Below are 13,382 nucleotides of genomic sequence, written 5' to 3' on the forward strand. Positions count from 1 at the left end.
TCATGCAGATCCCGCTCGATCCGCCGCAACTCCGCCGCCGACGAATCCACCGCATCGTGCCGCGTCTCGTACAACTGCTCCACCCGCCGCGCCAGCAGCATCTCCCGGGTGGGTTCCAGCATCCGCTTGGTGAGCTGGTGGTTGAGCGGCAGCAGCGGCGGCAGGAACGCGGTGACGAACCCGGCCGTCATGTCCACCGGCAGCCAGGCGATGTCCCGCCAGGTCGCCGGGTCCTTCAGCAGCAGCACGCACCGCTCCACCTGGCCGACCACGCCGCCGCTCAGCCGGCGCGGCCACGGCCGGTACGGCTCGGGCACCTCCAGCCCGCCCCACGCACGCACCAGCCTGCGCCGCTGGTTGGCATAGCGGCGCAGGGCGTGCTGCACCGGCGGCAGCGCCACCACGCCGATGCCGACCGGCAGCAGCACGATCGCGACGAGGGACAGGGTGAACAGCAGGATCGACAGCGGCAGGGTGACGACGGCCAGCGCCGGGCCCCGCACCGACGCCAGCATCAGCTCGTGGGTCTGCACCGCCGCACGCGGTCTGTCGTCGGCCACGTCCTGTGTCCCTCCGCCCTTCTCCCGCCCCTCGTCGCGCGGTGCCTAGCGCGTCTCCCAGCCGGCGAACTCGGCCAGCGCGCGGACGTCGCCGCCGCCGTTGGTCGCCGTCATGAACGCACCCGCGTCCTGCTGTGCTGACGCGCCCGGTACCTCGACGGTTGCGACGGTACGCCAGCTCGCGCCCTCGTCGGTGGACAGCTCCCCCCGGAAGGAGCCGCCGGAGCGGGACAGCCGCAGGGTGACGGGCGCCCGCACACCGGTGATCCGCCGGTAGGTGTCCAGCGTGCCGTCGCCGTCGCTGTCGTAGGAGAGGACGACACCGTTGCCGGGGGTGACGGCCAGGTTGAGGAACCCGCCGGCGGACGCCTCCGCGAGCCGGTTGCGGACGATGATGCCCGCCCGGGCCCACGGCCCGCTGTCCTCCTGCGAGACCACCGTCAAGGTGACCGAGCCGCCGTCGGCCAGCGCCCGCTCCCGGTAGACGGCACCGAACTCGGCGGTGCCCTTCCACAGGTCGGCGCCCGCCCCGTCGATGGCCCAGCGGCCGGACAGATGGCCGAAAACGGCGTCGTTGGTGGTCACCGTCCGCACCCCGGCGGGCAGCGGGCCCGCACGGAAGACCCGGTCGGAGCGGGTGGTGGTCACCCTCTCCTGGCCCGCCGGTCCGGAGAGCACCTCGACCGTGTACTCCATCGCGTCGAGCGGCCGGGACAGCGCCCGCTCACCGGCGGCCACCCGCCAGCGGACGGTCGCGGTGCCGCCGGGCTCTATGGCGCGGTGCGAGGTGGGGTCCTGCGGCTCGGCCCCGTCCAGTCCGCGCAGCGTCAGATCCACGGCACCGGTCGGGGCCAGCCCGTTCTCGTTGCGGTAGACCGCCCGCACCGTGCCGCTCTGCCCCGGCCCCAGGGCGCGCGGCTCGGGCACCGCCTTGAGCGAGCTTTGGAAGGGCGCCTTGGCGAGGACGTCACGGACCCGGGTGGCGACGGCGTACGGATCGGCGGCCGGCCGGGTCGGATGGTCGTCCGTCCGCCGCGTCCACGGCTCCTCCTGCGCGTACCAGTCGAACTTCTTCGGCGCCCGCCCCTGGTCCAGCGCGTCCTGGAGGTCGTCCAGGTAGGCACGCCACTGCGGGAGGTGGAAGTCGCGGATGAGGCCGTGCCAGTCGCGGTTGGCGTAGTTGGCCAGATGACCGCCGTCCGCCGTCGCACGGTCGGCCCACGTGGTGATCAGCACCCGCGCGGTCCGCTCCAGCGCGGCGCTTTCCTGCGCGGAGGAACCCGCCCGGCGGGCCGCCGCCAGCCAGGGGCCCAGCAGGAAGGAGGTGTGACCGCCGGACATCTCGTCGGCCAGGTCCATCAGCTTCAGCCACAGCGCGGCCAGCTTCTTGAAGGTGGCCGAGTCCTTCTTGCGGTAGGCGTCCTGGAGCTGACCGATCAGCATCCAGGAACGGTTGGCCAGAACCTGGCGGCCCACATCCGTCAGATCGTGACGGTAGGCGTCGCTGCCCCGCAGCTTCCGGCCCACCCCCAGCAGCGCCGTGAACGCGGCGTCGAACGCCGGCAGGTCGAACGCGGGCGTGTGGGTGGCGTAGTAGGCGCCGGAACGGGCCGTCAGACTCGGCCGGGCGGCGAAGATGCTGTCGTGCGGGCGGCCGTCCTTGCTGCTGATCCGGTAGGCCGTCTCCCGCAGCGCCTTCATCGCCTCCGCCGCCTTGGCGTCCTTCCCGCCGTACCGCAGCCTCGCGTAGTCGGCGAACCACCTGCCGCGGTCCACGGCCTGCTCGCGCCAGGCCAGCTCGCTGAACAGCTCCAGCGCCGCCGCGTCCCGCCCGGTGGCCTCCGGCATGTAACAGGTGCCGACCAGCTTGCTGCCGGCCTTGTCCCGCCAGGCGGTGAACCGTTCCGCCCACATGTGCGTCTTGGCGCCGATCGTGGTGCGCCCGCCGAAGTTCGGGATCGTGCCGAACGCGTACGGCACCCCGCCCCAGTCCTTCTCCCGGTCGGTGACCCGCTCCAGATCGGAGAGCCCGTCCACGATGAGCATCTTGTCCTTGGCGGCGAGCCCGTCCAGCAACTCCTTGCGGGGATTGGACTGCCAGCCGAGAATCACCCAGGTGGCGCCGGGCCGCGCGGTGTGCAGGGCCTTCTCCACGGCGCGGGCGGCCTGCGGCACCGGCACGTTCCCCGGGTCGCCGCCCTCGTGCAGCAGATCCATCTTGAAGTGCGTGACGTCCCCGAACAGCTGCTTCTGGTGCCGGTAGAACGACGCGGCCACCTTGCGGAACACCGCGGTGCGCGGATCCAGCCACGGCGGCCGGTCCAGCCCGCTCCACTTGCCCTGCGGAACGGTACGGGCCCCCTTGTTCCGCTTCGCGAAGTCCGCGGGCACGGTCCCGAAGTAGCCCGGCAGCACCGGTGTCATGCCCAGCTCCCGCAGCCGGTCCACGATCCGCCTGCCCAGCACGGTGCGCTGCTTGAGCAGGGCCGGGGAGACGGGCCCGCCGTACTCGGCCATGTTCTGCAGCAGCCACCACGGCTGGTGGCTGGGGGCGGGGATCCAGGCGCGGGCGTCCGCGTCACTGTAGCCGAAGTCCTGCAGCATCCGGTGGTAGACGGCTTCCTGGCCCGCGGTGACCAGCACCTGGTTGAAACCGTGCAGCGCCAGCACGTCGCAGAACCGCTCCCAGTGCTCCCAGTCGGCGTACGGGGCGGTGTACCCGTCGTGGGTGTCGTTGAGCGCGAACCGGTGCGGGACGGTGGCCCGCTGCGCGTGCTGCGCGCGGGGCGCGGGCAGCGTGGCGGGCAGGTCCAGCCGGCTGCCGGCCCAGGAGATGTGCGCGTCACAGCTGTACTTGAGGTACCAGTGCACGCCCGTCAGCATCGCCACCGGCCCCGTGCCCGCCACCCGGATGCGGCCGGCACTGCCGGTGACCTTGAACCGTTCGGGCCCGCCGATCTCCTGGAAGGTGAACTGGCCGGCGTGCCGGGGCAGCAGCCGCCGCACCGCCTGCGCCGCCACCTGCGCCGGCTTCGCGGCCCGCGCCGGGCCGGCCGCGGCCCGGCCGCCGCTGGGCCCGGCCGCCGCGGCCGGCGGGCTCCCGGCGCCGAGGGCGAGGCCCGCGCCCAGCGCCCCGGTGGTGCCCAGAACGGCCCGTCTGCCCAGCGGGGTGCGGGCCTGCGGCAGCGCGGACGGGTGGTGTTCGTCGTATCTTCTGCGTGCGTCGAGCGGCTCGTGCATCGGGGGTGCCTCCACCTGACGGTGTCCTGTGGGATGTCCTGCCGTATGTGACCAAAGACACGTACGGGGAGGCACGGTAACGAAGCGGTCAGCCTCGGTCGAGGTACGCGAGCACGGCGAGTACACGCCGGTTGTCGTCGTCGGACGGCGGCAGCCCCAGCTTCCCGAAGATGTTCGAGGTGTGCTTGGCGACCGCCCGCTCGGTGACGAACAGCTGGGCCGCGATCGCCGCGTTCGACCTGCCCTGCGCCATCAGCTCCATCACCTCCCGCTCCCGCGCCGTCAGGTTCCCCATCGGCTCGTCCTGCGCACGCCGCGTCAGCAACTGCTGGATGACCTGCGGATCCATCGCCGTACCGCCCTCGGAGACCCGGCGCACCGCGTCCACGAACTGCGCCGCGTCGAACACCCGGTCCTTGAGCAGGTACCCCACCCCGCCGTTGCCGTCCGCCAGCAGCTCGCGCGCGTACAACTGCTCCACGTGCTGCGAGAGCACCAGCACCGGCAGCCCCGGCCGCTTGCGGCGCGCCTCCAGCGCGCACTGGAGACCCTCGTCCGTGAACGACGGCGGCAGCCGCACGTCCACCACCGCCACGTCCGGCTCCAGCTCCAGCAGCGCCCGGCTCAGCTCCGGCCCGTTGTCGACCGCCGCCGCGATCTCGAAGTCGAACGCCTCCAGCATCCTGACGAGCCCGTCCCTGAGCAGGAACAGGTCCTCCGCGATCACGACTCGCACCGATAGCTCCCAACGTGTGGCGGGCTGCCCCCGCACGGCGCACAGACCCTATGAATCTACCGGGCGGGTGCCCGCCCTCCTCCGGATCGGTGCGCACACACGTGGGCGGCCGGCGGATGGCCACCTCGGATGTGCGGGGGCGGGGGACCGTTCGCGGCAGGCCCTCTTCCCCGACGACCCGGAGACCGCTCGGACCTGACGCGAACCGGTGCGAGGGGAACGTCGGGGGCCGGCTCAACGGGCCACCGGCAAAGGGCCGGTGTGCCCGGCACCGGGAGACTCGCATGCATGGAGCGCGCAAAGCGGGTGCGCGGCATCGGCCCGGCGATGCCGTCCGCTCCCGCACGAGGTCATCCGCTCCTGAGAGCTTCGGCACGCCGCCGGTGTCAGCCGGTCCGCAGACCGTCGAGAAGAACGGTGAGCGCGAAGTGGTGACCGTGTGCGGGATCAGGTTCGAGCCCCAGCACGCAGCCCTGCGCCGCCGGGGCGCCGGTCAGCCGCAGCACTTCCTGCCAGGGCAGATCCCGGCGAAGACGGCCCTGGTCCTGAGCGCGTTCGATGACTCTCCGGGTGAGGTCGACCAGTTCGTTGCGCTGCTGGGCGACAGCGGGTCCGCCGTGCTGGTCCAGGGAGCCGGACAGCCCCGCGTTCTGAGCGGTGCGCAGGGCCAGGCCGGTGAACAGCAACGAGAAGCCCTCCCAGGCGTCCTCGCAGTCCAGAGCCCGGTGTGCGGTGTCGGTCAGTTCGGTGAGGATGTCGCTCAGCACCGCCGCCATGAGCTGGTCGCGTTCGGGGAAGCGCCGGTAGACGGTGCCCACACCGACGCCGGCCTCCCGCGCGATCTCGTGGTAGCTCACGTCCAGTCCGGCGGAGGCGACGGCACGACGCGCTGCTGCCAGAACCCGCGCGGCATTGCGCTGGGCGTCGGCGCGCACGGGCGTCGCCGCCCCCTGAGCCGCCGCGGACCGCTTCGTGTTCATCACCCCATCGTATCCATAAGTGGACAGCTTCTGTCCGTCTCCTCTACGCTCATGGAAACGGACAAAGCCTGTCCGTTTATTTGGCTCGTGCGAGAGGTGTGAAGCATGGGATCCCGCGTGTGGCTGATCACCGGAGCGTCCGGCGGGTTGGGGCAGGCCCTGGTCGGTGAGGTTCTGAGTTCGGGTGAGCGAGTTATCGCGGTCACGCGTGACGACGAGCCGCTGCGACCGCTGACCGCCGCCTTTCCCGGGTGTCTGCGCACCGTGAGCGTGGACATCACCGACGCCGGTGCGCTGCGTCCGGCACTGGATGACGCGATCGCCGGATTCAGCCGCCTCGACATCGTCGTCAACAACGCCGGTTACGCGCTGGCGGGCCCCTTCGAGGAACTGGACGACACGGAGCTGCGCGCCCAGTTCGAAGTGAACTTCTTCGCCGCCGTGAACGTCCTGCGCGCCGCTCTGCCGCACCTGCGCGCGGCAAGGGCGGGCCGTGTGCTGCAGATCAGCTCGCTGGCAGGCCAGATCGGCGCCCCGGGGATGAGCGCCTACACGGCCGGCAAGCACGCCCTCGAAGGGCTGAGCGTCTCACTGGCCGCCGAGCTCACCCCGCTGGGCATCCGGACGACGATCGTGGAGCCCGGAGCAGCTCGCACCGGCTTCCGCGCCGACTGGGCGAGCCGGCTGTCCGGCGGCGCCGCCCTCCCCGATTACCTTCCCGTGCACGAAGCGCTGGCGCGCTCCGCCGGTGCTGCGGGAGACCAGGTCGGCGACCCCGCCCGCATGGCCCGGGCCCTCGTCGCCCTCGCCGATATGCCGAGCCCGCCGCTGCGCCTTCCGCTGGGCAGCGATGCCCTCGCCGGTATCGAGAACGCCCGCAACGGCCAACTCGAAGAGCTGCGCCGGTTCGCGGACCTGAGTGCTTCCACCGACCACACAAAGGTGAACTGACATGTCCGAGCACCGCACCACCAGCCGTTTCGCCGTCGTCACCGGCGGCAGCGAGGGCCTCGGCCTGGCCATCGCCGGTGCCCTCGCCCATGACGGAGCGGACCTGGTTCTTGTCGGCCGCAACCGCGACAAGCTCGCGACCGCGGCCAAGGAACTCGGCCGGCACGGCACCACCGTGCACACAGTGCCCGCGGACCTCTCCGCGCCCGATGCCCCCGCCCGGATCGCCGCGCACGTGGGAAACCTGACAGACCGGGTCGACACCCTCGTCAACAACGTCGGCACCGCACACTTCGCTTCTCTTGCCGACACGACCGTCGACGCGATGAACACCATGTGGCACCTCAACGTCCAGGTGCCGCTGCTGCTGAGCCGGCAACTCCTGCCCGCCCTGGTGAACGCCCGGGGAAGCATCATCAACATCAGCAGCTACTGGGCCCGCAAAATGGTCGCCGGCCGTCCTTCGGCCGCCTACTCCGCCACCCGTGGAGCGCTCAACTCCATGACGCGGGCGCTGGCCAGTGAACTCGGTCCCGAAGGGGTCCGGGTCAACGCCATCGCTCCCGGCGCCGTCCGCACTCCCAAGTACGAACGCTCCTACATCGGCCCCATGACCGCGGAGGAGCGCGCCGCACACGACGAACAGATCGAGCGCTCCTACCCCCTGGGGCGCCTGGGCACTGCCGATGACGTCGCCGCCGCGGCTGCCTATCTGGCCTCGGCCCGGTGGACCACCGGCACCGTCCTCGCCGTGGACGGCGGCCTCACCGTCCGCTGACTCGCGCGGGTTTCCGAGGCTGTGCCGATCTCTCAGCCGAGCTTGCTCCTCGAACGGTCAGTCGCCTCCCGGGGGGCAGGTGACCCCTGGGAGGAGGCGACCTGCACCGCGTTCAGTGGGGCCCTCCGGCGCATGGCGCACCACTTGAGACTCTCGCCACCTGCTCAAGGCCGCTGCGATCGACAGCGCCCGGTGACGTCGGGTCCCGCCCGGACGTGTGCCGGGGACATGCGGCCTCAGCCGTGGTCCCGCACCGCCGCGAGGCACTGCTCGTAGAGGTCTGCCAGGTCGGTCCGTCCCTCATGCTCGGCCCAGAGTTCGGTGGCCGTGTCGATGCAGGCGAAGACCGTCGCGACGATCGCCCTGGCCTGCGTGTCGGAAGCCGGGCGGCCGGGGCCGTCGCCCAGCCGCGCCCGGACGACGGGGACGAGTTCGGCCTGCCAGCGCAGTCGCTTCTCGATGTAGCGGGCGTGCAGCGAGGGCGTGTCGAAGATGAGCCGGGACAGCTCCAGTGCGCGCTCACGGGAGTGGTTGGCGGTCAGAATGACCTCGAATCCGGCGCGCAGGGCATCCCAGGCGGATATCTCGGCCGGCTGCTGCTCGACGGTCCGTTTCAGCAGCGCGCCCAGCGCCTCCTGGTCGCCGCAGACCAGGTCCTCCTTGGTTCCGAAGTAGCGGAAGAGGGAGCGCTGCGAGATCCCCGCCTCCCGCGCGATCTGCGCGATCGTCGTCTGCTCGTAGCCCTGCTCGGCGAACAGACGTACCGCCGTGTCCAGGATCGCCTGGACGGCGACCTGCCGCGAACGCTCCCACAAGGTCGTCATGGACGTCAGGATACGCCACTGGACAGCGACCGCCTACTTGGCATTAACTGCCAGGAAGACAGCGACTGAAAGAGGATGCCCATGCCAGCCGTCGACTACCAGGGCCAGACCACCCTCATCACCGGGGCCAGCGCGGGCCTCGGCGCCGAGTTCGCCCGCCAGCTCGCCGCCCGCGGCTCCGACCTGGTGCTGGTCGCCCGCCGCCGGGAACGCCTGGAGAAGCTGGCCACCGAACTGCGCGAACAGCACCGGATCCAGGCGCACGTGGTGGAGATGGACCTGGCCACCGACCACCCCGGGCAGGCACTGGCCGAGCAGGTGGACCAGCTCGGCCTGCACGTCACAAGCCTGGTCAACAACGCCGGGTTCGCCACCTTCGGCCCTTTCCACCAGGCCGACCCGGACCGGCTGCACCGGGAGATCGCGGTCGATGTGACCGCGGTCGCCGACATCAGCCGGGCCTTCATCGGCCAACTGCGTACCGCCGGCCGCGGGGTACTGGTCAACGTGGCGAGCATGGCCGCCTACCAGCCCAACCCGCGCATGGCGCTCTACGGGGCGACCAAGGCGTTCGTGCTCAGCCTCACCGAGGCCCTGTGGGAGGAGTCACGCGGCACCGGTCTGCGCGTGCTGGCCCTGTCCCCCGGCGCGACCCGGACCGAGTTCTTCGACGTCGTGGGCACCCCACAGGCCGCCGGAGGCACCAAGCTCGCCTCGCCCGTCGACGTCGTCCGCACCGCGCTGGCCACCCTGGACCGCAGGAACCCCCCGCCCAGCGTCATCGCAGGCCGCATGAACCGGGTGATGGCCTTCCTCGCCCGACGCCTGGCCACCCGGCGCCAGGTCATCCGCGCCATCGGCCGGCTCACCGCCCAGGAGGCATGACGACGGGCGGAAAGCGGGCGGAAAGACCGTGGTGACCCCGCACTCATGCTGATCACGTCCGTCTCGCGAAGTTCCTGACGGGTGTGGGCGGCTCGGCCCCGAGGGACGTCGGCGCCGAGAGCCGGTACGGATGCGGGCGGCCGGATTGTATGAGCAGGAGGCCGAGCCGTCGGAGGCCGCACGGCTGCCGCGGATGGGCGTGGGGTCGGCCGGCGGTGGCGCCGGTCGGGGCGGAACGGTGGTCGTGAGAAACGGACTTCCGCGGCCCGAGTGGGTCCCGTCGCCGGCCGTCTCCGCGCCGTCCGGAGAAGCCAGCCGGGTACCTCGGCAAGGGCCCGGCCGCCCACGCCGGGGTGGCGGAACAGGCATGGACCGCGGCGAGCACGTCTCCCACACCATGCCTGAGCTGACCGCCCTCACCCGGCGGCCACCGTCGCACGCCACGCACCCGGGCGCATGCCCGTCGCCTTCAGGAAGAACACCGAGAAGTTGGACGCGTCGGGGAAGCCGAGCGCGTTGGCGCAGGCGGCTGCGGTGAGGCGGTCGTGTGCCAGGAGCCGCTTGGCTTCCAGGACGATCCGATCGACGATGTACGCCTTCGCGCTGCGGCCGGTGACCTGCTGCACCGCTCTTGTGAGGGTGCGGGGCGCGTATCCCAGCGTCCGGGCGTAGTAGCCGACGTCGTGATGTTCCCGGAAGTGCGCGTCGACGCTGGACCGGAACAGCCGGAACACGGGATTGACCGACCGCGCTTCGGCATGGGGCGGCCGTAGCCGGGCGATGAGCGCGGAGAGCAGGATCTCGGGCAGCTCCGCCGGGACATCCCCGGGCGGGGCGGATGCTTCGAGGAGGAGATGGTCGCGCGCGGCGTCGACGAACGGCCGGTCCGCGTCGGGAATGCGCCAGTGCGCGACCAGGTCCGGGGACGCGACGAGCTCCCGGGTGGCGTGGGTGACCGGCGCGGTCGGCACGAACAGCACGAGGTGCCCGGCCACACCGGCGATGTCGTCCCACCGGTGCACGGCCCCAGGAGCGACCCACACCGCGGACCGCTCCTGGAGCGGGTGCCGGAGGAAGTCCACCGTGACGGCTCCGTGCCCGGCATCGACGAGGGCGAGGACGTGGAAGTCGGCACGCTGTGTCCCGCCGTCGTTCAGCTCGCGGAGGCGGTCGAACGTCATGGTCTCGACAGTGGCGGCACGGCGCCCGACGGGCTGGTAGGTCATCTGTCGGATCACGGTCACCTGTCCAGTTTTCACCATCAGGCGACCAGTCGTGCCGATGCCCCGGCACGGCGGAACAGCTACGGTGGACACACAGGACAACCGCCTCAGAACCCTTGGCCGGGAGAGTCACGATGAACACGACGCAACAACCGCCACTGCCCGCTTACGACCACCGGCGGGGGACCGGACCGACCCTGGTGTTCCTGCACTACTGGGGCGGCTCCGCCCGCACCTGGGACCTCGTCGTCGACCGCCTCGCGGGACGCGACATGCTCACTGCCGACTTCCGCGGGTGGGGCCGCTCGAACAACCTGGCCGGCCCCTGCACCCTCCGACAACTCGCAAACGACACACTCGCCGTGATCGCCGACGCGGGCGTCACCGACTACGTCCTCGTCGGACACTCCATGGGCGGCAAGGTCGCACAGCTCGTAGCGGCGACCCGGCCCGCCGGACTCCGTGGAATCATCCTCGTCGGCCCCGCTCCGGCGAAGCCGGCCGCACAGATCACTCCCGAGTACCGGGAGGGCCTTTCCCACGCCTACGACTCCGACGAGTCCGTCGCCGCCGCACGGGATCACATCCTCACCGCGACCGAGCTGCCCGAATCGGTCAAGTCACAGATCGCGACCGACTCGCGGGCCGGCTCCGACGCCGCCCGCACCGAGTGGCCGCTGCGCGGCATCGCGGAGGACATCCGCGAGCACACCCGCATGATCGGCGTCCCCGCCCTCGTCGTCGCCGGGGAGAACGACCGTGTCGAACCCGTCGACGTGCTCGTCAACAACCTGGTGCCCTACCTCTCCGGAGCCGACTTCACGGTGATTCCGAAAACTGGTCACCTGATCCCACTGGAAGCTCCGGCCGAACTCGTCGACGCGATCACGGCCTTCGTACCGGCAGTCTGACCGTCTGCCCGGCTTGAACCTCGACTTCGTCCGCCGCCACCACCACCCGCGGCACTCTCCGCCGCATGACAGCGCGGGACCGAGTCCCGGCCCTTCCGCGCTGATACGCACTCCGCCGGGCCGGCTTGCTGCGGCCGGGGTGACAAGTCGCCCTCACAGCCCCGCCATGCCGAGACGATGCACACCACTCACGGGGGAGATCCCGTGCCGCCGTCATGGCTGGCTGAGAATGTCGGGCCGCAACCCGAACCGCTGAGCCCGGACCGCCCACCGCTGGGACGCACACATCGCCACCCATGAGGACACGCCGATCTGGGGGCCTCTCGCTTCCGGGTGGACGACGACTTGTGCAGCCGTGCCACCACCGTGCACCGCCTGACTGCGGTCGCATCCCGGGAACTTCGCCCCCCGCAGGGAGGCGGCGTCACGGCCTGGGCCCATATGCTGACAGCGACCAGCTGCGCAGAGAGGGGCAAGGCCGTGTCCGACGAAGGTACCCCCGACCCCTACGCCGAGCCGCTGGTGTTCGGTCAACGGATGCAGATTCTCCGCGAGCGCCGCGGTATGACCCGCACCGTGCTCGCCGGGCTTCTCGGCATGTCGCCCAGCTGGGTCAAGCAGATTGAGAGCGGAAGGCTCCGGACTCCGAAACTGCCCATGATCCTGCGCATCGCCGAGGTGCTTCGCGTGCGGTCCCTGTCGGACCTGACGGGCGACCAGAGCATGGCAGCAGCGGACGTGACCCTGTTCACCGGCCCGGGGCACCCGCGGTTGCCGGCGGTTGCTGCTGCGGTGAACGCGTACCCGGTCGGCTACCGTGACCGGGAGGCCCCACCGCGCGAGCACGTGGCCGCCCGGTTGGCGCGGGCCTGGGCCGCCCGGCATCAGGCGCGGAACCACCGTGAGGTGCTGGGCCAACTGCTGCCGGGTCTGATCCAGGACGCGCAGCTGTCGGTCCGGCAGGCGGAGTCCGCTGCCGACCGGCGCGCAGCACAGGCCGTCCTGTCCGAGGTGTACTCGCTGACCCAGTTCTTCGTCGCCTACCAGCCCGCCGCCTCACTTCTGTGGCGGATTGCCGAGCGGAGCATGGTCGCCGCCCAGGAGTCCGAAGACGCGCACGCGATCGGCGTCGCCGCCTGGCTCGCGGCCCAGGCCCACCGCGACTCGGGACCTGCCCACTTCGATGCGGCGGACGACGTGACCATGGCGACACTGGAATACCTCGCCCCGCGCCTGCAGGACGCCACCGACGACGTACTGGCCATCGTGGGTGCTTTGGAGTTCGAAGCCGGGTACACGGCGGCACGCCGGGGAGACGCGGGGTCCGCATGGGGCTGGTGGGACAAAGCGCGGGCGAAGGCAAGGCGACTGCCTGCGGACTACTACCACCCGGTGACCTCCTTCTCGCAGGCCATCATGGGCGCGCACGCAGTCACGGTGGCCGTGGAGCTGCATGCGGGCGGGGAAAGCGTGCGACAGGCCGCGGCGGCGGATGCGACGGCCATTCCCTCCCGGCCTCGGCGGTCCCGGCACCGTATCGAGGAGGCTCGCGGCTACCAGCTGGACGGGCAACCGGAAGCGGCGCTGGCCACTCTGGACAAGGCGTTCGAGGCCGCGCCCGAAACGATCCGCTACAACGGCTACGCCCGCCGGATCGTCCTGGAGGAGACCGAGGCGAAGAGCCCGGAGCGACGGCGTCGCGCCTCCGAACTCGCCGTGAAGATCGGCTTGCTGGCTGCCTGACATCACCCGTGCAGAGGGGGCACATTCTGTGCCCCCTCTCGTGCGCCACGGCTCCTACGGTCAGTGACTGCCTGATCACTTACGCCACGAGGGGTCGTCATGGACGCTGTACAGAAAGGCATCACACGTCATGAGCGCGGCGCGTACCGGGCCGATGAGAGTACCGCGCAGCAGGCGCCGCCCGAACCGCCGTGGGTGGGCCGGGTCCTGCGAGAACACCGCGACGGAACCGTCCAGTTGATCACCCCCACCGGTTACGCGTGGACCGCCGCTCCCGGCGACATGCGGTCGGCCACCGAGGAGGAGCGTGCCGCCTACGATGCCCAGGTGCGCGCTATCCAGCGGGAACGGGACGCGCTCTACCGGCAGTTGCGCGGGGGTACCCGATCGTGAGCCGTATGACGATCCGCGTCTCCCGCGACTCGGGCCTTACGTGGACACGCGAACGCACTGTGAAGGGCGAGGGGTCACCTCCGGTGTGGGTGCCGTGCCCGCCGTGCCGGTGCCCGCGCTGCACGAAGGAGCGGGGCCGTGACAAAGCCTGATCCCGC

Annotated in this window: 12 protein-coding genes; 6 read left to right on the forward strand and 6 right to left on the reverse strand. The window is 71.3% G+C overall.

Going from position 1 to position 13,382, the window contains the following annotated elements:
- The 4 genes from IO40_RS0132345 to IO40_RS0132360 all read right to left on the reverse strand — a co-directional run.
- The coding region (locus IO40_RS0132345) for a sensor domain-containing protein (RefSeq protein WP_033230385.1) at positions 1–560 on the reverse strand (560 nt) is incomplete at its 3' end.
- Positions 561–605: 45 nt separating this feature from the next.
- The gene (locus IO40_RS0132350; protein ID WP_016468621.1) at positions 606–3,800 is read right to left on the reverse strand and encodes an alpha-N-acetylglucosaminidase; all 3,195 of its coding nucleotides are present in this window, start codon (positions 3,798–3,800) and stop codon (positions 606–608) included.
- An 88-nt stretch (positions 3,801–3,888) separates the two neighbouring features.
- The gene (locus IO40_RS0132355; protein ID WP_016468620.1) at positions 3,889–4,536 is read right to left on the reverse strand and encodes a LuxR C-terminal-related transcriptional regulator; all 648 of its coding nucleotides are present in this window, start codon (positions 4,534–4,536) and stop codon (positions 3,889–3,891) included.
- Between the two features lie 386 nt (positions 4,537–4,922).
- Entirely contained in the window at positions 4,923–5,516 is a 594-nt protein-coding gene (locus IO40_RS0132360) for a TetR/AcrR family transcriptional regulator (RefSeq protein ID WP_016468619.1), read from the reverse strand.
- Positions 5,517–5,621: 105 nt separating this feature from the next.
- Here IO40_RS0132360 and IO40_RS0132365 point away from each other — a divergent pair, with 105 nt between their 5' ends.
- Both IO40_RS0132365 and IO40_RS0132370 read left to right on the forward strand, forming a co-directional pair.
- A complete protein-coding gene (locus IO40_RS0132365) occupies positions 5,622–6,467 on the forward strand; it encodes an SDR family oxidoreductase (protein WP_031176651.1) in 846 nt (281 codons plus the stop codon).
- A 1-nt stretch (position 6,468) separates the two neighbouring features.
- Positions 6,469–7,245 (forward strand): SDR family NAD(P)-dependent oxidoreductase, encoded by a 777-nt coding sequence (locus IO40_RS0132370; protein WP_016468617.1) that lies wholly within the window; start codon positions 6,469–6,471, stop codon positions 7,243–7,245.
- A gap of 236 nt (positions 7,246–7,481) precedes the next feature.
- On the opposite strand, the gene IO40_RS0132375 is transcribed toward IO40_RS0132370, so the two are convergent.
- Positions 7,482–8,069, reverse strand: coding sequence for a TetR/AcrR family transcriptional regulator (locus tag IO40_RS0132375; RefSeq protein ID WP_031176652.1), 588 nt, complete (start codon positions 8,067–8,069; stop codon positions 7,482–7,484).
- 81 nt (positions 8,070–8,150) lie between these two features.
- Here IO40_RS0132375 and IO40_RS0132380 point away from each other — a divergent pair, with 81 nt between their 5' ends.
- Positions 8,151–8,954: an SDR family NAD(P)-dependent oxidoreductase gene (locus tag IO40_RS0132380; protein WP_016468615.1), complete on the forward strand. Its 804-nt coding sequence runs from the start codon at positions 8,151–8,153 to the stop codon at positions 8,952–8,954.
- Positions 8,955–9,370: 416 nt separating this feature from the next.
- On the opposite strand, the gene IO40_RS0132385 is transcribed toward IO40_RS0132380, so the two are convergent.
- Positions 9,371–10,198 (reverse strand): helix-turn-helix domain-containing protein, encoded by an 828-nt coding sequence (locus tag IO40_RS0132385; RefSeq protein ID WP_031176654.1) that lies wholly within the window; start codon positions 10,196–10,198, stop codon positions 9,371–9,373.
- Between the two features lie 113 nt (positions 10,199–10,311).
- On the opposite strand from IO40_RS0132385, the gene IO40_RS0132390 reads away from it, so the two are divergent.
- The 3 genes from IO40_RS0132390 (at position 10,312) to IO40_RS0132400 (ending at position 13,224) form a co-directional block, all read left to right on the forward strand.
- Positions 10,312–11,088: an alpha/beta fold hydrolase gene (locus IO40_RS0132390; protein WP_016468613.1), complete on the forward strand. Its 777-nt coding sequence runs from the start codon at positions 10,312–10,314 to the stop codon at positions 11,086–11,088.
- Positions 11,089–11,568: 480 nt separating this feature from the next.
- Complete coding sequence (locus tag IO40_RS0132395) at positions 11,569–12,831, forward strand: helix-turn-helix domain-containing protein (protein WP_031032647.1); 1,263 nt, start codon at positions 11,569–11,571, stop codon at positions 12,829–12,831.
- A gap of 99 nt (positions 12,832–12,930) precedes the next feature.
- Entirely contained in the window at positions 12,931–13,224 is a 294-nt protein-coding gene (locus IO40_RS0132400) for a hypothetical protein (RefSeq protein WP_031176655.1), read from the forward strand.
- Positions 13,225–13,382: the final 158 nt, after the last annotated feature.

It is taken from the genome of Streptomyces albus subsp. albus, assembly GCF_000725885.1.
Classification (GTDB): domain Bacteria; phylum Actinomycetota; class Actinomycetes; order Streptomycetales; family Streptomycetaceae; genus Streptomyces; species Streptomyces albus.